Here is a 17,211-nt window from a genome sequence, read left to right as displayed (position 1 = left end):
GTGCCCAAAGCTTACGACGTTTTGTGCGTTGCATTCAGCGTCAGCACGCGGTCGATTTCGCTTTGTAGCGCGGCTTGCGACATGGGTTTGGAGACGTAGCCGTCTGCGCCCGCTGCCAAAAATCGTTCTCGGTCCCCAGTGATCGCGTGTGCGGTGACCATCAACACGTTCGTGTGTCTGCCGGTGTTCGCTTCCTCTTGCCGCAGATGGCTGAGGGCGGTGAGGCCATCCATCTCGGGCATCATCACATCCATCAAGACCACATCAAACTGCTCTTGTGCCAAACGGGCCAAGGCTTGGACGCCGTCATTGGCCGTTTGGTAGCGGCAACCCATGCGTTTCAACAAAATTTCTGCCAGCTTGCGGTTGATTTCATGGTCTTCAACCAGCAGCACCGACAAGGCCGGTGTGGTGGGCGATGGCATGGGGGTGTTGGGCTTGGCAAGACCTGCCAGCGCGACTTCTGCGCTGTGCGTGACCACATGCAGCGGCATGCTCGCCACAAAGGTGGCGCCAAGGCCTGGGCGACCTTGGGCCGTGATGTCGCCCCCCATGAGTTGCAACAAACTGCGCGTGATGGCCAGGCCCAAGCCCGTGCCGCCGAAAGAGCGGGTGACCGAGCCATCGGCTTGGGTGAAGGGGCTGAACAAGGCTTGGGTGCGTGCGGGGTCAAACCCAATGCCCGTGTCTTCGATGGTGATGCGCAACCAAGATTTTTCTTCAAGTATTTCGTGATCCACCTGTGTGGTGACCGTCACCGAGCCTTTGTTGGTGAACTTGATGGCGTTGCCAATCAAGTTGGTGAGAACTTGACGCATGCGCACGGGGTCCATCCAGACCAAGTCTGGCAGGCTTGGGTCAGCTTTCAAGTGGAGTTCAATGCCTTTGGCACGCGCGAGTTGCTCCAAAGAGCGGGCGGTGTGTCGAATCAATTGCGCAGGGCAAAGCTCGACGGGCATGAGCTCTAGGGCATTGGCTTCGATTTTGGAGAAGTCCAAAATTTCATTGATGATTTGCAGCAAATGATTGGCTGAGTCTTTGGCCAAAGTCAGATATTCCTTTTGCGCGTCAGACGCTGACAACTCCAGCGCCAGCTCGGTCATGCCCACGATGCCGTTCATGGGGGTGCGAATTTCATGGCTCATATTGGCCAAAAACTCACCGCGCAGTCGGTTGGCTTGTTCGGCCTTGTCTTTGGCCACCACCAATTGCTGCTCTGCTTGTGCGCGTTCCACCATTTCTTGGTTCAGCTGTTGGATGGCGATTTGGCGTTCTTGAGACAACTGACGTGACGTTTGCAACGCCACGCGAATGCGTTGCACCGACAGCCAGACCAGCAACAAGCCAAAGAACAGCACGGCCACCAACACCGTGAAGGTGCGGTTCAGCACCCCCGTGCTGGCGAGTTGCCATTCAGACACCGGCAAGATGATTTCGAGCGCACCACGCACATCACCGACCTTCCATTCGGTGTAAGGCGAGTCGGCGTAGCTGTTGTGGCAGGCGACGCAGTTGGTCAGCATCCGGTCGGCTTGGGCAAACCGCAACACACGCACACCGTTCATCACTTCTTCGCGCGCGAAAGGGGTGTTGGGATCTGATTTGAGATGTTTGAGCGCTTGGCGTTGGAAATCGTCCAGCTGGCGGTCTTTTTCTCGCCAAGGAAAAGGCTTGTCGCTGTACAAGCGCACTTGTGTGCCGCCATCCACCACCGACAAGTAATGGCCAAAATCAATCGTGAGCGTGGCGGGTAAAGGCAACGCGTTGTCACGATTTTTGTAGTCGTGGGTGATGGACATGCCGCCCTTGACGGCCCGAGGCACCAACTCTTGGGCGTAAAAGTTGCGAAACTGGGTGATGGAGTCGGCGTGCGCTTGCGCACTTTCAACGGCGTACTGGTACACCATTCGTTCGCTAGACGCATACGTATAAAAAACAATCCAACAGCAAACGGCGATCAAGATGGCACCTAACCACTGCATGGGCCAGCGCAACAAGCCTTGAGGTGTCATGGTGAAGAAACGGCCAATACGAAGCATTGCTTATTACCTTTTATTTACTTTTGGATCATACCGAGGATGTGAAATCAATCCCGCTTGGCACTCAAGAGGTGCACAAGCTGCGCTCTAGAATCGATTCATCACACCTTTAAGGACTTGTGGCGATGACACTTCCAGCAGCTTCCGTGATTGGCGCAACCCAAGCCGCCTCGGCCAAGATGGCAGACCGGCACACACCATTCATCTTTGACGATTGGTACGTGGCTGCTTTTGCAGAAGATGTGGGCCCTCAGTTGTTGGCAAAAACCTTGCTGGGCAAAGGCATCGTGATGTACCGCAGCGCAGATGGGCAAGTCGTGGCGATGGAAGACCGTTGCCCGCACCGCTCCATGCCCCTGTCTGCCGGTGAGTTGCAAGATGACCACATCGTTTGCGCCTACCACGGCATGAAATTCAACCGAGAAGGTGACTGCGTGCATGTGCCATCGCAAGCCACCTGTCCGCGCTCGATGGGCGTGCGCACTTACGCCACGCTAGAGCGCGGCCCTTTGATTTGGATTTGGATGGGCGACGCCGCCACTGCCGATGAAAGTCGTTTGCCGCCGCAACCTTGGTTGACCTCAAAGGACTGGGAAACCTCCAAGGGCTATATGCACCTCAAAGCCAGCTATGTGCGCTTGCATGAAAACCTGCTGGATTTGACACATTTGAGCTTTTTGCACGCCAAGAGCTTTGGTACGCCCGATTACGCCAGCGCCGCTTACGAAACAGAAATGGGCGAGGGCCAATTTGCCGTCATGCGCAACGTGGTGCCGACCACCTTGCCCCCTGTTTGGGCCGAACCCACAGGGTTGAAGGGGGTTGGGCAGGCTGCGCGCATCGTGCGTTCTCAGTTCCGCAGCCCAGCCATGCATGAGGTGTCGGTGTCGTTTTATGACTGCACCTTGCCTGAAGAGAGCCGCGAAACCTTCCGCATTCGCACCGCGCATTTGCCCACGCCCGAAACCGCCACCAGCACCCATTACTTTGTGGTGCATGGCCGCGATTTTGCGCAGCACGACAAAGCCATGACGCAATTCATGCACGAGCAACTCTTTGTGGCGTTTCACGAAGATGTGACGGGCTTGGCTTTGCAAGAAGAGGTGCTGGCGCGTACGCCTGCTAACGAGCTGTATGAGTTTTCTGTTGGGGCGGATGGCCCGTCAGTGGCCATGCGGCGCTATGTGCTGGCGCGAGCCATTGAGACACAAGCTTGAGGGCTGGCCTGGGCTGGGCTCTAGCGCGTCAGCTCACTCATCCGCCACGTTGCATTCACGGCGCAACAGCGACAGGGCGTCGTGTAGTTTGTAATCGTGGTCGCTTTCTAGTGTGGCTTGCGCGTCTTCGATGAAGGCTTGCCACACGCGCACGTAATCGCCCTGGTGCTCGATGGGGGCGTTGTCCAAAATGAACTGTTTGGCCAGTTCGGTCTGCACGCCCGATTTGCGAATTTTGCGAATCAACGCGGTGGCTGATTTTTCGGTGAGCAAGGTTTTGCCAGTGCTGACTTTTCCGCCTGCGGCGATGCACAAAAACAGCGTGAGCAAGGAGCTGTCGTCGCTATGTCCACCCGTGGCTTTGTGCCAAGCCGCGGAGGCTTCTCGGTCAAAGTGGTCCACTTCGGCCAAGCCGTCTTCCACCCAAAAATAGCGGCCCACAAACGCGGGCGTTTGGTTGAAGAGTTTTTGAGGCGTGAGCTTGGCGTCTAAGATTTTCGGCAAATCAGCTTCGACGCTGTCGCGCACCGCCTCGACCACGGCTTTGAATTCAGCAGGCAACTTTTTGGGCAACGCCAGCACGATGTTTTTGCCTGCTTGCGGCTTGCGCAAGTTGGCCACCATTTTTTGAAACCTCACCCAATCAGGCATTTGGGTTTGGCGGGTGGCGGCGGCCAGCAAGGCCGTGCGAATCACGGCTTCGGCATCGCAGCCTGCTTCTTCTAAGTCGTCCACATGCAGGCCTAAGGCATCGGCCAGCCAAATGGCGGCCTTCATGACTTGCGCCACTTTGTGGCGTTTGACAAATTCGGTTTGGTAATCGGTGAAGCTGCACAGCGACCACTTGGCCAGCAGCGGGATGTGTTTGTCGGTGAACCCACCGTGCTCGTTCATGCCGAAGTGCGTGTTTTGCGGCATCACAATCAGGGCCTTCAGCAGGTCGGAGGCCGCTTTGGAGCGCGACATGAACGAATGGTCACGCAGCAACTCGGCGGCTTGGCGCAAGTCGCCCGCGCTGCTGATCTCTAAGTTCAGGCTTACCAAATTGACGATGCGGTCTTTGGCTTTTTCTAACTCGGGCCGCAAAAACTCGCTGCCAAAGTAACGCGCAATTTGCACCATGCCCTTGGGCGCATCGGTGGCGATGGCGTCGAGTTTGGCGTTGTCCAACATGCCGTGCTGAATGCCGTAGCGCAGGGCTTTTTCAAAAAACGGGCGCTGTTCGTACACCGACACGCCGCCAGCAGACGGCGAGCCAACAGAAGCTGTGCTTTGGGTGGCGTCTGACATGGGCTTAGATGGCGGACTCTTCGTCTGACTCGCGTGCCGCAGGTGTGGCTTTGCCGCGATCGGTGGCGCTGGTTTCAACGCGGTCGTCGTCCTCTTCCTCGTTCTCTTCGGACAAACCGGCTTCAAACGCGCGGGCTTTGGCGCGCAGCACCAGCAGCATTTCAATGAACAAGTCGGGGATTTTGTGGCGCAGGATCCACGCCATTTGCATCCAGTCTTGGTCGGCCACTTCGTCTTCTTCGACGCGGGGACGCACATAGGCCGAGCCGCGCAGGGCGTCTTCGCTCAGCATGTCGCCGTCGTCTTCCATGGTGTCAAAGGTGCCGGTGCGGGCGAAGGCTTCGATGCGGCTCCACTTTTCGGTGAAGTAGTCGGCCAGCGCTTCCGCGCCACCTTCGAGGTCGCCAATGGCGTTCAAGAACTCGATGGTGTCGGCATCGTCGCGGAAGATGATGGAGTTCATCATGCCGCGCAGGTGCGTGCGGGTGAGGTCTTTGTATTGTTTTTCGATCACCACGGCGCGGGCAAATTGCTCGGGGCTGACCAACAGGTTGATGACCGACTCTTTGGACGTGTCGTACTCGCGAATGACGGCCAAGATGTCTTTGGGCGGCATTTGTTCGAGCACCACCATAAGGGCTTGGTCACCTTCAGCGTCGGCCAACTCGACCAAGGCTGCCTCGGCTGCGGCGATGTCGCCTGAGGCAATCAGGCTTTGGGTTTTGGCAATGAGGGTGAGGGCGTTCATGGTGTGTTTCTCAGTCAGACTTGCTTATTCTTTGCTGTCGAAGCCTTGTTCGACCATCCAAGCGTTGCCGGCTTCTTCGCGGGCGCGGGCTTCTTTTTCTTCTTCGTCGAGGTCGGCGTCGTCTCCGGCCTCACCGTCTTCGTTGTCTTCTTCGTCCGCTTGCGGAATGGCTTTGCCCAAGGGACGGTTGTGCATGTACTCCAAGCCCGCGGCCACGCTCATGAACCACTCGCCCATGGGCTCTTTCAAGATTTCTGCGGCAATGGGTTCGGCCCAAGGCTCCAGCTTGAGCCCTTCAGACAGGGCGTCCCACGACAACAGCTCGTCGGCGTCTTGCGTCAAAAAGTGGTCCATCAGTTTGGGCTGCGTGAAGTGAAACGCTTGGTGCAACACCACGGCCACCATTTCGGGGCTGAGTTCGATCATCTTGACCAAAAAGCCCAACTCCTTGCGCTTCTCGTTGAGGCGTCGGCGCAACACGTCTTTGCCTTCGGAGTCGGAGGTCAAGTCGTCGAGCTCGGCTTGGTAGGCGGAGCGCAGTTCTTGGAAGAAGGGGGAAATGCTCATGGTGGGTCAGTGCTTTAAAAAGGGCTGAAAGTAGTGATGCCAGATTTCGCGCGCCGTGTCTGCAGGGTCGTCGAGCAAGCTGCGGCGGCGGTTGTCGTCGTAGGCTTGGCGCTTGTCGGGGTCTGACAGCACATCGTAGGCTTCTTGCGCAGCCCGAAAACGCGCGGGCGCGTCCTCGTCCAAGTTACGGTCGGGGTGAAACTGCGAGGCTTTTTGGCGGAACGCTTTTTTGATGTCCGCCAACGTGGCGTCGCTTTTGAGCCCTAGGGCTGCGTAGTGCTCAGAAACGGGTTTAGACACGGTGTTGGCCTTTTTAAATGGCCGCGTTCAAAGCGGCTGCTTCAGGCGAATTTCTTCGACCTTCACTGGGCCCATGGGCACGGTTTTGGCGCTGGACATTTCGCGCTTGAAGCCCGCCAGTTCATGAAAGCGCATGGCGCGGTCGTTGGCAATGGGCACCCAAATCGACACATGGGTGCAGCCTTCTTCTTGCAAGCCTTCGCGGGCGGCGTCCCACAGGGCCAAGCCCACGCCTTGTGACCAGTAGTCGGCGGCAGCGTAAATGTCCCAAATCTCGCCCATGGTGTTGGGCGTGCCTTTGTCGCGTGAGCGGTCGTAGCCCACAAAGCCAACGATCTTGTCGCCGTCCACGGCCACTTGCACTTGGGGTTCAGCGAACTCGATGGCATCGCGCCAGTACTCGGCGTCTTTGGCTTGGGGCACAGGTGGCACGGCCGAGCCGGTGCGCATGGACTTGAAGGCTTCTTTGGCTGTGGCGGCGTAAAGCGCGGCGATTTGGGCGGCGTCGCGTTGGGTAGCGGGGCGAACTTGTAAGGAGGTCAGGCTGGACATGAAAGGGAGCAGGGTGCGATGCAGAAATTGAGAAAGGGGTGGATTGTCTCCGCAAAAGCGTGGCGCTCGCGTGCGGCGGCGTACCTAGTGGCGAATTGCGGGTTCGAGTTCTGTGTAGAGTAGGCCCCTTTCGCCTAAATTCCCGTACCCCATGATCATCCTTGCCCCCATGGAGGGCCTCCTCGACTTTGTGCTGCGCGACGTGCTGACCCGCATTGGCGGGGTGGACCGCTGTGTGTCCGAGTTCATCCGCGTCACCAACACCTTGCTGCCCGAGCGCACGTTTTTGCGCATCGTGCCCGAGCTGTTGAATGGTGGCTTGACCCCTGCAGGCGTGCCTGTGCGCCCGCAACTATTGGGTTCTGACCCCCATTGTTTGGCCGACAACGCCGCCCGCGTGGCGGGCATGGGTTGCGACGGGGTGGACCTGAACTTTGGCTGCCCCGCCAAGCAAGTCAACCGCCACGGCGGCGGTTCGGTGTTGCTGCAAGACCCCGAGGTGCTGTACCAAATCGTGCGAGCCGTGCGCGCCGCGGTGCCCGCCCACCAAGTGGTGTCGGCCAAGATGCGCTTGGGCTTCAACGACGACAGCACCGCCGAAGAATGCGCTTTGGCACTCGAAGCGGGTGGGGCGAGTGAGATCGTGGTGCACGCCCGCACCAAGGCCGATGCCTACCGCCCACCCGCGTATTGGCACCGCATTGCCGACATCAAAGCCAAGGTCAAAACCCCGCTGGTGGCGAATGGCGAAATTTGGAATGTGCAGGACGCGCTCAATGCCCGCGCCGAATCGGGCTGCTTTGACTTGATGCTGGGCCGCGGCATTGTCACCAACCCCGGCCTAGGGTGGGCCATTCAAGCGCACGACGCGGCTGCACAAGGTTTGCCAGCGCCTGCCTCGCAAGTGCGATGGCAAGACCTGCCACCTCATCTGCACACGTTTTGGCAGATCGTGACCGGCCATGTCAGCGAGCGCCACCAAGCGGGGCGCTTGAAACAATGGCTCAACTTTTTGCGCAAACACTACCCCGAGGCCGAGGCCGCGTACATGCATGTGCGCACCTTGACCAGCCCCCAAGACATTCACGCGTGGCTGCATGCCACCCGCGCCAACCCCGAACACGCCACCTAATCCGCATGAACGACGACCACACCCCAGACCCTTCGCAAGACGACAGCCAAAACGACACCCAAGAGAGCGGCTTTGCGCAAGAACCCCGCCTCTGGCAAAACGAAACCTGGACCGCCAAAGTCATCAAAAACGACGATGACGACGGCTGGGCCGTCGCCATGTTCAAAGACGGTGAATCTGAAGCCGCCCTGATTGGCCCGTGGACCATGGGCCGCGACAAAAAGAACCCCAAACCGCTGGACGGCAACGCCTTCATCACCTTGGTCAAAACGGCCTCAGAGTTTGTGCGCCGCAGCGAGCAGCAGTTGCACGCCACCTTGCACCAGTCGGTCACGGTTAACGGTGAGGCGGGCCGCATCACGGTGTTGCTAGACATCGTGCCTGATGACGACAACCCCTACGCCACGTTAAGCGCCCAAGACGAAGGCAGCGACGTGCTGGCGGAGGTGCGCGTGAGCGCGGGCTTTAAGCTGAACCGCAACACCGCGCAGGCTTGGGTGGATGCGGGGTTTGAGAAGCCGAAGGGGTAAACCTGTCAACTTAGCGCTGCGAAGTTGCTAATTTTCACAACACCGTCGGGGAAGCGGGCCACCACCTCTAGTTCTCCGCCCATGGCTTCGATGTGATTGCGCAGTGTGGACAAATACATATCTGTCCGTTTCTCTAATTTAGCGATCGCGGGTTGCTGCACATGCAACACCTCGGCCAAAGTCTTTTGGGACAAACCGCGAGCTTGACGCAACTCCTGCAGAGGCATCTCAGCCAACATTTCTGTCGTTTTGTTCTTTGCTTTTTCACGCGCTTGAGGTGACATTTGCGCTCGCAAATTTGCAAAATTTTTAGCCATTAATCTGCCCTTCCTTTCGCAGTTCGTCCAAATGGACATCGTAAAGTGCATCTGCCTTTGGCACATTCACCTCGTACCAACGTTCGTTGCCTGTCTTGTCACCGCCCAACAACAAAATTGCATCTCGGCGTGGGTCAAACGCATACAAGGTGCGAAAAGGCCGCCCCGCATGCTGTGTGCGCAATTCACGAAGATGGCCATGCTTAGAGCCTTTGACGGCGCTGGTATGCGGGAAACCCAGCTGCGGGCCGCGAACCTCTAACAGCGCGACAGACGCCGCAACAGAAACCTGCTCATCCTCGGACAGCAAAGCCCACCATGCGCCAAACTCATCGGTGTATTCAACGTTCCAAACCATGTGAATTATGCCCTCCGTGGAATATTGTGTCAAACATGAGCTGCAAGCTTTAAGCGAGTGTGGAAGTCTTTCGCAGCGGTTTTAGGCTCGGTTTTTTGGCGCTGACCGCAGGTGCTTTCACCGCGGTGAGCTTTTCGTACAGCTCAAACAAATAGGCGACGCGACTGGTGTCGTCGTTGCCTTTTTCGTAGCCATAGGCTTCGTCGACGGCTTCATCCACGAGGTCGTGCGCGGTTTGCAAGTTTTTGGGCATGGTTTCGGGGTTGTAGAGCCATGCCAAGCTTTTGCCTGTGTGTTTGGCGCGTGCGTCGAGCACGGCTTGGCCGGCCACTTCGATGGCGGCCATGTGGGCCTTGGTGGGTTTGGGCCACGGGTAGTTGTTGTAGACGATGGTGTTGGAATAGCGGTAACGGCTTTCCAGTCGACCACAGACGGCGCGCGTCCAAGCGTTGTGCATCGTTGAGTTGAGCATGCCGAAGTGGTAGAGCGTGGCGTTGGGGACGGCGAAGGCCAGATTGCTGACGACGACGTTGGCTTCGATATAACCAACTGGCACAAAGGCGCGTCTTTCGGATGAGACGCTGGGAACCAACAAGTAGTTGGTTTTGGGCTGTCGAATTTCCCCAAACAAATGCGCTACTTCAGCCAATTTTTGCGTGGGCACTTTGGTGCTGGCTAGGCGCATGGCACGTACCGCTTCAATGCGCTGGCTGAGTTCGGGTGAGTTGGCGACGTCTTGCGCGGTCACGTCGGCTAGCCACAGGCAGAAGCGCGGCGTGTTGTTCAAAAACTCCTCGGCACCCAAGAATGGGCGAATGTATTTGGCGGCGATGGGGTCAGATTCGCGGATGGCTTTTTCTTCTTCGGGCTTGAGTAGCAAGTGGCCGCCGTCGGTGGGTTGGCTGCCTTTGTTCATTGCTGATACTTTGCAAACTGGTTCGCGACGGTTGGACAGAAAAATGGCGGCGGCGTCTACCAAATACGCATTGATTCGGTTGGTCCTCTTTTGCTTGCCATCGCCACCCAGCGCATACGAGTAGTCCCACAGGTCACACTTTTTGGGCTTGTCCATGCCAAAGCCCACGATGACGCAATGCACCGCGGCCACCCCTGAGCCTTCGTTGCTCCATTTAAACGTGCGGTGCGCAAAGTGGATGTGCAGACCTTGCTCAAACAGCGGCTGCCACAGCACCGACACCTGTTCGCCTTGTGTGATGCTGTTGGTCGACACAAACGCGGCCTTGATGTGCGGGTTGACCTGCATCTGCGCAAAGGCTTTGACGTACCAAGCGGTCACGTAGTCGAGCACGCCTGTGCCTTGGGCGTTGCCGTAGACCAAGGCCATGTCGGCCTTTTGTTCTTTGTTTTGCTGGGTGTAGCCCAAAAACGGCGGGTTGCCCACGATGAAGCTGGTTTGTTTGGCCGCAATCACCTGGTTCCAGTCCGTCTGTAAGGCGTTACCGCGGTGGATGTTGGCTTTGCTGGACAGCGGAATGCGCTTGTAGCCACTGGCCCAGCGTTGGTTCATTTGGTGGTCGGTCAGCCACATGGCCACGGTGGCAATTTCGACCGCCGTGGGGTCAATCTCGATGCCGTGAAACTGGTGCACATTGCACAGCGGAATGGTTTGCTGCGCGCCCTTGACGCTGTTCATTTCCAGCAGGGTTTGCTGCTCTAGCCAGCGCAGCTCGCGGTAAGCCACCACCAGAAAGTTGCCGCAACCGCAGGCGGGGTCAAAGATGTTGAGGCGTGAGAGCTTGGTTTGAAAGTCTTTGAGCTTTTTGGCGTCGTCTTTGCACAAGGCCAGCTCATCTTTGAGAGCGTCTAAAAACAGCGGGTCGATGGCGCGGCGAATGTTGCGTTCGCTGGTGTAGTGGGCCCCAAAGTCGCGGCGCTTTTTGGTTTTTCCCACGGCCTCTTCGTCGTCCCAATGCATGATGTGCTGAAACAGGGTGCCAAAGATGTCGGGGCTGATTTCAGACCAGTCAATTTCGCAGCAGCCCAGCAGGGCTTGGCGTGAGTCGGCATCAAAGTCGCAGTCGGCAATGCGTTTGGTAAACAGTGCGCCGTTGATGTAGGGGAAGTCGAGCAAGTAAGCGTATGGCCCGTCGGTGCGCTGTTGGGTGGTGTTGGCGTCTGTTGCTTTGGCTGTGCTTGTGTCCAATCGAGCAAAGATGCGCTGGAGTTTGCTGCCTAAGTCGTCGCCCGCGCTGTTGGTGTTTTGCACGGCTTGTTTGAAGGCGTCTTCTTTGTTGAACAGGCCCGTGTCGTCAGCAAACAAGCAAAACAGCAGGCGCACCAGCAGGGTTTGCAGGTCTTCGCCGCGAAAGCCAGTTTGCTTGACGGCATCGTGCAAATTGCCCAAGCGGCTGGCGGCTTCGATGCTGGCGGCGGCTTGGCGGTTTTGGTAGATGCGCTCGTAGCCGAGCAAAAAGCCGAGGTCGTTGACGTGGCTTTTGAAGTCGGCCAGCTTGAACTTGATCGGGGCTTTTTCACCTGTCTCGTCGTAGAGATGCAGGTTTTGGAAATCGCTCACCAAAATGTACAGCGGCTTGTCGTCTTTATTTTTGAGCTTGGGGATGTAGCCTTTGGCTTGCTCGTAGGCGTCGTCGAGGTTGACGCCTGCAGACTTCATTTCCACCAGCAGCAGGCCAGGAAAGAAGCCGTCGATGCGGTTGATGCCTTTGCCGCTGTCTTTGGTGACCCGGCGCTCAAAGTCGACTGAGCGCAGGTAGTTCAGCCCATACACGCCGCACAGCTCGCGCACGAAGTTTTGGCCGTGGCCCGATTCGTAGCCGACCTTGGCAAAGTTTTTGGTGAAGGCTTCGGCGCGTTCGTTGAGAAGGTCTTGCAGCTCTTGGTCGGTTTGTGGTGCGGTTTGTGTTTTTGTGTTGATCTTGTTCATTTGTATTTATTGACTAATATTTTTTTAATTAATTTAATTAAAAGAATTCTAATTAGTTATAAATTGATCAACTCAACCTTGGTCCTTTAATGGGAAAGTAATGAATAGTTTTCAAAAAATGCTGTCAGTGCTAGCATTGCTGTCGATAAAGATTTTTTCAAAAGGCCCCGCCATGAGCACCTTGACCATCCGAAACCTTGAACCCGCCATCAAAGACAAGTTGCGTTTGTCCGCCGCGACGCACGGGCGTTCGATGGAAGAGGAGGTGCGCACCATCTTGCGCAGCGTGTTGTCGCAGCCCGCCTTACCCGCGACGGGGTTTGGCAGCCGCATTCATGCGCGGTTTGCAGCGATTGGGGGCGTGGCGTTGGATGTGCCTGCGCGAGACAGTGCAGCGCGTGCGGCAAGTTTTGACACGGAAGGTCAAGCGTGATCGTGTTGGACACCCATGTGGTGTCCGAGTTGATGCGCCCAACCCCAAATGCGGCCGTGCTGACGTGGTTGGACAGCCAAGCCGCCGATGGGCTGTGGCTTAACAGCGTGGTGCTGTCGGAGTTGCTTTACGGCATTGCCCGTATGCCCGAGGGCGCACGTCGTGCCCAATTGGCACAAGCTGTGCAGGCCATGTTGGCCGAAGACTTTGCGGGTCGCGTTTTGCCGTTTGACGCAGAAGCTGCCGCCGCCTATGCCGATTTGGTCGCCACCCGTGAACGCCAAGGCCAGCCCGTTGCCATGGCCGATGCGCAGATTGCCGCGATCTCTTTGGTTCACGGCGCCTCGCTGGCGACCCCCAACACCAAGCACTTTGAAGGTTTGGGTTTGAGCTTGCGTAACCCTTGGTTGAGCGAATGACGCCGTTGCTTCCCAAAATGACGGCATGACCCCAACACCGACGCACCCCCGCGAATTCGCCGAGCAGCACATGCACACCATCCTGGCCCGCTTGGCCGGGCCGGGTGCGGTGCCTCGCGCAGACCAAGTCGACGCCGTGCATGCCGTGCTGCAACCGGCGGCCCGTGTGCTGGTGGTGCAGGCCACGGGCTGGGGCAAGTCGGCGGTGTACTGGGCGGCCACACACGCCATCCGCAGCACGGGCGCTGGCCCCACGCTGGTGGTGTCGCCGCTGCTGGCGCTGATGCGCGACCAGGTGAGCGCCGCCGAGCGGGCGGGTCTGAAGGCCGCCACCGTGAACTCCACCAACATCGACGACTGGGACGAGGTGTTCCAAAGGCTGGACGACGACGCCATCGACGTGCTGCTGGTCTCGCCCGAGCGGCTGGGCAACCCGCGATTTGCGGCGCGGCTGGGCGCTTTGCTGGCCCGGGTGGGCCTGATCGTGATCGACGAGGCGCATTGCATCAGTGACTGGGGTTTTGACTTTCGGCCCGACTACCAGCGGCTGGCGCGGGCGCTGTTGTCCACGCCCACCGCCAGCGTGCTGGCCACCACGGCGACGGCGAACGAGCGGGTGACACTAGACATTGGGGCGCAGTTGAGTGGTGATGCCAAGGGTGGCTCGGCGGGCCGTCATGGCGCAGGCACGGTGACCTTTCGCGGCACACTGGCCCGCACCTCGCTCACGTTGTCGGTGGTGCCAGATTTGTCACCTTTGCAGCGTTACGCCTGGATCGCCGATGCGCTGGAGCAGTTGCCGGGCTCGGGCATTGTGTATGTGCTGACGGTGGCCGAGGCCGAGCGCTTGACGGCGTTTTTGCGCAGCTGCGGCCATGCGGTCGATGCCTACACCGGGCAAACCGATGCCGACAAGCGCCTCCAAGTGGAAGACCGTTTGCGCCACAACCAGGTGAAGGCGGTCGTGGCCACGTCGGCGTTGGGCATGGGTTACGACAAGCCCGACTTGGGCTTTTGCGTGCATGTGGGCTCGCCTTCGACCCCGGTGGCCTATTACCAGCAGGTGGGCCGGGCAGGGCGGGCGGTGGCGCACGCCGAAGGGGTGTTGCTGCCGTCGGATGCCGACGAACGAATCTGGGAATACTTTGCCACCGCGTCAATTCCTGATGCGGCCACGGCGGCCAAAGTCTTGCAAAGTCTGGGCAACGATGGGCGCAGCTTGTTGGAAATCGAAGCCGACACGGGTGTTCGCCGGGGGCGGCTGGAGGCTTTGCTCAAAATTTTGGCCGTCGAAGGCGTGGTGGACAAAGACGGTTCGGCCTGGCGCGCCACGGGCGTGCCCTATGTGCATGACACCGCCAAATGGACTGCGCTGGCGCAGGTGCGCCAGCAAGAGGCGGGCATCATGCGCCAGTACGCGCACGGCGAGGGCTGCCTGATGGCCTATTTGCAGACGGCGCTGGACGATCCCTCGCCCGCGCCTTGTGGGCGCTGCTCGGTGTGCACCGGGCATTTGCCGTTTCCGGGGCTGACGCCGTCACAAGACAAGCTGATCGCTGCCCGCGACTTTTTGCGCGGCATGGACGTGGACATCGAGTCGCGCAAGCGTTGGCCCAGTGGTGTCAGGCGCAAGGGCAATATCCAAGGTTTTGATGCTGGGCGTGCCGTGGCTTTTGCCGACGACCCGGGTTGGGTGGCCGAGTTGCAGGCCTTGAAAATGCAGGCATTCAGAGCGCAGTCTTTGAACATGTCGGGCGCTTCAAGCAGCGCCGAGTCGGGTGACGTGCCGCTGGCTTTGCTCGAAGGTGCCGTGGCTACCTTGGGCCGCTGGGCCAAAAGCTGGCCCGCTCGCCCCGCGTGTGTGGTGCCGCTGCCTGCGCCCGACATGGCGTTGAATCACGCGTTGGCGGCGCACATTGCGCGGCGCGGCAAGCTAGCCCTGCACGATGTGTTGCGCTGGACGGGCGGCCCCGCGCCGGACGACGCAGCGTCAACGCCGGTTGTGGCGCATCTGGAGGCGGCCATTCAATGGCGCGCGCAGACCGACTTGCCTGACTTGCCCGATGGCCCTGTGTTGCTGGTGGCCAGCCATGTGCGCACCCGCTGGGCGGCCACGGTGGCCGCCGCGCTCTTGCGTGAGCATGGGGCTTCGCAAGTGCTGTTGCTGGCTTTGCATTTGCAACCTTAAGCGCTGTCATGGCGGGCACAGCCGCAAGCTGCACGTCGCGCCAAAATGGGGCGCACAAAAAACAGGAGACACCCCATGAACCGTGTTCTGGCCCACACCGGCGCCCGTTACCCCATCTTGCAAGCGCCCATGGGCTGGATTGCGCGCAGCACGCTGGCCTCCGCCGTGTCGCGCGCAGGGGGCCTCGGCATCATCGAAACCTCCTCGGGAGAGACGGCCAACTGCCAGCGTGAAATTCAGGCGATGGTGGACAGCGGTTTGCCTTTTGGGGTGAATTTGCCCATCCGCTTCCTGAAAGACGAGGCCATGTTGCGCTTTGTCTGCGAATCGGGCGTGCGCTTTGTCACCACTTCGGCGGGCAGTCCGGCCAAGTTCATCGCCCCGCTCAAGGCGGCGGGCATCGTGGTCTACCACGCGGTGCCCACGCTGGAGGCGGCCCTCAAGTGTGTCGAGGCGGGGGTGGATGGTCTGGTGGTCGAAGGCTCTGAAGGCGGCGGCTTCAAAAACCCTGAAGAAGTCAGCACGCTGGTGCTGCTGCAAGCCATCCGCGAGGCGGTGGATGTGCCCTTGATCGCCGCCGGCGGTATTGTGGACGGTCGGGGGATGGCTGCGGCGTTTGCGCTGGGGGCCGAGGCCATCCAGATGGGCACACGCTTTGTGGCCAGCGCCGAGAGCCCCGTGCATGCGCACTACAAGGGCGCCATCGTCGACGCCAGCACCACCGGCACTTGGATGCTCAACACCCGCTCCACGCCCTGCATCCGAGCGCTCAAAACCCCGTTCACCCAAACCATCCACGAGGCCGGCCTGATGGGCATGGACACGTTCAATGGCATTCAAGGCGTGTATTTCGGTGGCGACATGAACGCCGCACCCGCGCTGGCGGGCCAGTCGGCGGGTTTGATCCACGGGGTCAAAACGGCGCAGCAAATCATTGACGAAACGGTGGCTCAGTTTCACGACATCACCGCCCGTTTGGGTGCCATGGCCTCCGCCCATCAATTCGGCTGACATTCAGCGACGCCCCTCCAAGCACAACCCATGCGAACAGACACCCCTCATCTTCAACCTTGGCAAGTCATCACCGGCGGCATTTGCGGCTTGGTGTTGACCATTGGCTTGGCGCGTTTTGCCTACACCCCCTTGCTGCCCAGCCTGCAAGCGCAAACCGGTTTGACCGACGCCGCAGCCGGTGGCTTGGCCGCCATCAACTACGCGGGTTACATGACGGGCGCCTTGGCCGCCGCTTGGATTGACGATGTGCGCTGGCGCCATCGCCTGTACAGCGGTGGGCTGTGGATGGCGTTGGTGACGGTGGCGTTGATGGCGTTGTCGACGTGGATGCCGGTCTGGGCACTGGCCCGCTACGTGGGGGGCTTGTGTGGCGCCACGGGCATGTTGCTGGGCTCAGGCTTGGTGCTGGGTTGGCTGATGCGCCAAGGCCGTCGGCCTGAGTTGGGCGTGCATTTCATCGGTTTGGGGCTGGGCATTGTGGTGTCGGCCGTGGGGGCTTGGGGCTTGTCGCAGCTGTGGTCGGTCTGGTCAGACCAATGGCTGGCGTTTGCGGTGCTGGGTTTGGTGTTTTTGTTACCGGCTTGGCGTTGGCGTCCGCCTGTGCCGCCGCATGTGGCGGTGGCCGCGCATGAGGCGGCAGGCGCCACGGCGTCACGCCGCTGGACGTGGACCATGCTGACCAGCTACTTTGCGGCGGGTTGGGGCTTTGTCATCAGCGCCACGTTCACCGTGGCCATCGTGGAGCGCGAGCCCGCTTTGGCCGGTCAGGGCGCTTTGGCTTGGGCGATGGTCGGTTTGGCTGCCATGCCCGCCGTGTTTTTGTGGGACCGCGTGGCGCGCCGATGGGGCGACAAGCAAGCGTTGTTGCTGGCCTTTGGCTTGCAAACGCTGTCGGTGGTGTTGCCCGCGGTGTCGGGCTCGCTGTGGGCGGCGTTGGCAGGGGCCTTGGGCTATGGCGCCACGTTCATTGGCATCGTCAGCTTGACGCTGGCTTTGGTGGGGCGACGCTCGCCGCACAACCCTGGCAAAGCCATGGCCCGTTTGACCTTGAGTTATGGCGCCGCACAAATGCTGGCGCCGGTGGTGGCGGGCTATATGGCGCAGGCCACGGGCACGTTCAAAGGTGCGTTGTGGTTGACGGCGGGGGTGATGCTGGCGGGCATGGCCTTGCTGGCCACGTTGCCTCAAGAGGATTGAGCGAA

The 17,211-nt window shown here is 59.5% G+C and carries 17 protein-coding genes; 8 read left to right on the top strand and 9 right to left on the bottom strand.

The window, feature by feature from the left end; genetic code table 11:
• Window positions 1–11: 11 nt before the first annotated feature.
• Complete coding sequence (locus C5F52_RS12795; protein ID WP_104798745.1) at window positions 12–2,039, bottom strand: response regulator; 2,028 nt, start codon at window positions 2,037–2,039, stop codon at window positions 12–14.
• Window positions 2,040–2,164: 125 nt separating this feature from the next.
• On the opposite strand from C5F52_RS12795, the gene C5F52_RS12790 reads away from it, so the two are divergent.
• The gene (locus tag C5F52_RS12790; protein ID WP_104798744.1) at window positions 2,165–3,256 is read left to right on the top strand and encodes an aromatic ring-hydroxylating dioxygenase subunit alpha; all 1,092 of its coding nucleotides are present in this window, start codon (window positions 2,165–2,167) and stop codon (window positions 3,254–3,256) included.
• Between the two features lie 33 nt (window positions 3,257–3,289).
• Here the strand turns inward: C5F52_RS12790 and C5F52_RS12785 are convergent, their stop codons facing one another.
• The 5 genes from C5F52_RS12785 to C5F52_RS12765 are packed head-to-tail and all read right to left on the bottom strand — an operon-like array spanning window position 3,290 to window position 6,704.
• On the bottom strand, window positions 3,290–4,546 hold the full coding sequence (locus C5F52_RS12785) for a hypothetical protein (protein WP_104798743.1): 1,257 nt from the start codon (window positions 4,544–4,546) through the stop codon (window positions 3,290–3,292).
• A gap of 4 nt (window positions 4,547–4,550) precedes the next feature.
• On the bottom strand, window positions 4,551–5,294 hold the full coding sequence (locus C5F52_RS12780; RefSeq protein WP_100132158.1) for a hypothetical protein: 744 nt from the start codon (window positions 5,292–5,294) through the stop codon (window positions 4,551–4,553).
• Between the two features lie 24 nt (window positions 5,295–5,318).
• A complete protein-coding gene (locus C5F52_RS12775; protein ID WP_104798742.1) occupies window positions 5,319–5,861 on the bottom strand; it encodes a hypothetical protein in 543 nt (180 codons plus the stop codon).
• A gap of 6 nt (window positions 5,862–5,867) precedes the next feature.
• Window positions 5,868–6,161 (bottom strand): DnaJ domain-containing protein, encoded by a 294-nt coding sequence (locus C5F52_RS12770; protein WP_104798741.1) that lies wholly within the window; start codon window positions 6,159–6,161, stop codon window positions 5,868–5,870.
• 27 nt (window positions 6,162–6,188) lie between these two features.
• The gene (locus tag C5F52_RS12765) at window positions 6,189–6,704 is read right to left on the bottom strand and encodes a GNAT family N-acetyltransferase (protein ID WP_104798776.1); all 516 of its coding nucleotides are present in this window, start codon (window positions 6,702–6,704) and stop codon (window positions 6,189–6,191) included.
• A gap of 160 nt (window positions 6,705–6,864) precedes the next feature.
• Between C5F52_RS12765 and C5F52_RS12760 the strand changes: the two genes are divergently transcribed.
• The gene (locus C5F52_RS12760) at window positions 6,865–7,845 is read left to right on the top strand and encodes a tRNA-dihydrouridine synthase (protein ID WP_104798740.1); all 981 of its coding nucleotides are present in this window, start codon (window positions 6,865–6,867) and stop codon (window positions 7,843–7,845) included.
• 5 nt (window positions 7,846–7,850) lie between these two features.
• Window positions 7,851–8,375 carry a hypothetical protein gene (locus tag C5F52_RS12755; RefSeq protein ID WP_104798739.1) on the top strand — a complete coding sequence of 175 codons (525 nt, stop codon included), beginning with the start codon at window positions 7,851–7,853 and terminating at the stop codon, window positions 8,373–8,375.
• A gap of 5 nt (window positions 8,376–8,380) precedes the next feature.
• Here the strand turns inward: C5F52_RS12755 and C5F52_RS12750 are convergent, their stop codons facing one another.
• Genes C5F52_RS12750 through C5F52_RS12740 form a run of 3 tightly spaced genes read right to left on the bottom strand, consistent with a single transcriptional unit; the run spans window position 8,381 to window position 11,955 of the window.
• Window positions 8,381–8,659, bottom strand: a complete 279-nt coding sequence (locus C5F52_RS12750; protein ID WP_236657852.1) for an XRE family transcriptional regulator — start codon at window positions 8,657–8,659, stop codon at window positions 8,381–8,383.
• A 25-nt stretch (window positions 8,660–8,684) separates the two neighbouring features.
• Window positions 8,685–9,050 (bottom strand): type II toxin-antitoxin system RelE/ParE family toxin, encoded by a 366-nt coding sequence (locus tag C5F52_RS12745; protein ID WP_104798737.1) that lies wholly within the window; start codon window positions 9,048–9,050, stop codon window positions 8,685–8,687.
• A gap of 49 nt (window positions 9,051–9,099) precedes the next feature.
• A complete protein-coding gene (locus C5F52_RS12740) occupies window positions 9,100–11,955 on the bottom strand; it encodes a DNA methyltransferase (protein ID WP_146100080.1) in 2,856 nt (951 codons plus the stop codon).
• A 172-nt stretch (window positions 11,956–12,127) separates the two neighbouring features.
• Between C5F52_RS12740 and C5F52_RS12735 the strand changes: the two genes are divergently transcribed.
• From C5F52_RS12735 to C5F52_RS12715, 5 genes are all read left to right on the top strand, one after another.
• Complete coding sequence (locus C5F52_RS12735) at window positions 12,128–12,388, top strand: plasmid stabilization protein (RefSeq protein ID WP_104798775.1); 261 nt, start codon at window positions 12,128–12,130, stop codon at window positions 12,386–12,388.
• Window positions 12,385–12,807 (top strand): type II toxin-antitoxin system VapC family toxin, encoded by a 423-nt coding sequence (locus C5F52_RS12730; RefSeq protein WP_104798736.1) that lies wholly within the window; start codon window positions 12,385–12,387, stop codon window positions 12,805–12,807. Before C5F52_RS12735 ends, C5F52_RS12730 begins: the two co-directional genes overlap by 4 nt.
• Window positions 12,808–12,832: 25 nt before the next feature.
• The gene (locus C5F52_RS12725) at window positions 12,833–14,995 is read left to right on the top strand and encodes an ATP-dependent DNA helicase RecQ (protein ID WP_236657851.1); all 2,163 of its coding nucleotides are present in this window, start codon (window positions 12,833–12,835) and stop codon (window positions 14,993–14,995) included.
• A 75-nt stretch (window positions 14,996–15,070) separates the two neighbouring features.
• The gene (locus tag C5F52_RS12720; protein WP_104798734.1) at window positions 15,071–16,006 is read left to right on the top strand and encodes a nitronate monooxygenase family protein; all 936 of its coding nucleotides are present in this window, start codon (window positions 15,071–15,073) and stop codon (window positions 16,004–16,006) included.
• 30 nt (window positions 16,007–16,036) lie between these two features.
• Window positions 16,037–17,206, top strand: coding sequence for a YbfB/YjiJ family MFS transporter (locus C5F52_RS12715; protein ID WP_104798733.1), 1,170 nt, complete (start codon window positions 16,037–16,039; stop codon window positions 17,204–17,206).
• The last annotated feature ends 5 nt before the right edge of the window (window positions 17,207–17,211 follow it).

The sequence above is a fragment of the Limnohabitans sp. TS-CS-82 genome, assembly GCF_002943475.1.
This window is presented reverse-complemented; position numbering and strand designations above follow the sequence as displayed.

Bases quoted from the DNA above. Each gene is read 5' to 3' on its own strand.
- C5F52_RS12790 (WP_104798744.1), top strand. From the start codon at position 2,165: ATGACACTTCCAGCAGCTTCCGTGATTGGCGCAACCCAAGCCGCCTCG.
- C5F52_RS12780 (WP_100132158.1), bottom strand. From the start codon at position 5,294: ATGAACGCCCTCACCCTCATTGCCAAAACCCAAAGCCTGATTGCCTCA.
- C5F52_RS12725 (WP_236657851.1), top strand. From the start codon at position 12,833: ATGACCCCAACACCGACGCACCCCCGCGAATTCGCCGAGCAGCACATG.
- C5F52_RS12785 (WP_104798743.1), bottom strand. From the start codon at position 4,546: ATGTCAGACGCCACCCAAAGCACAGCTTCTGTTGGCTCGCCGTCTGCT.
- C5F52_RS12745 (WP_104798737.1), bottom strand. From the start codon at position 9,050: ATGGTTTGGAACGTTGAATACACCGATGAGTTTGGCGCATGGTGGGCT.
- C5F52_RS12795 (WP_104798745.1), bottom strand. From the start codon at position 2,039: ATGCTTCGTATTGGCCGTTTCTTCACCATGACACCTCAAGGCTTGTTG.
- C5F52_RS12755 (WP_104798739.1), top strand. From the start codon at position 7,851: ATGAACGACGACCACACCCCAGACCCTTCGCAAGACGACAGCCAAAAC.
- C5F52_RS12735 (WP_104798775.1), top strand. From the start codon at position 12,128: ATGAGCACCTTGACCATCCGAAACCTTGAACCCGCCATCAAAGACAAG.
- C5F52_RS12760 (WP_104798740.1), top strand. From the start codon at position 6,865: ATGATCATCCTTGCCCCCATGGAGGGCCTCCTCGACTTTGTGCTGCGC.
- C5F52_RS12720 (WP_104798734.1), top strand. From the start codon at position 15,071: ATGAACCGTGTTCTGGCCCACACCGGCGCCCGTTACCCCATCTTGCAA.
- C5F52_RS12775 (WP_104798742.1), bottom strand. From the start codon at position 5,861: ATGAGCATTTCCCCCTTCTTCCAAGAACTGCGCTCCGCCTACCAAGCC.
- C5F52_RS12750 (WP_236657852.1), bottom strand. From the start codon at position 8,659: ATGTCACCTCAAGCGCGTGAAAAAGCAAAGAACAAAACGACAGAAATG.
- C5F52_RS12715 (WP_104798733.1), top strand. From the start codon at position 16,037: ATGCGAACAGACACCCCTCATCTTCAACCTTGGCAAGTCATCACCGGC.
- C5F52_RS12740 (WP_146100080.1), bottom strand. From the start codon at position 11,955: ATGAACAAGATCAACACAAAAACACAAACCGCACCACAAACCGACCAA.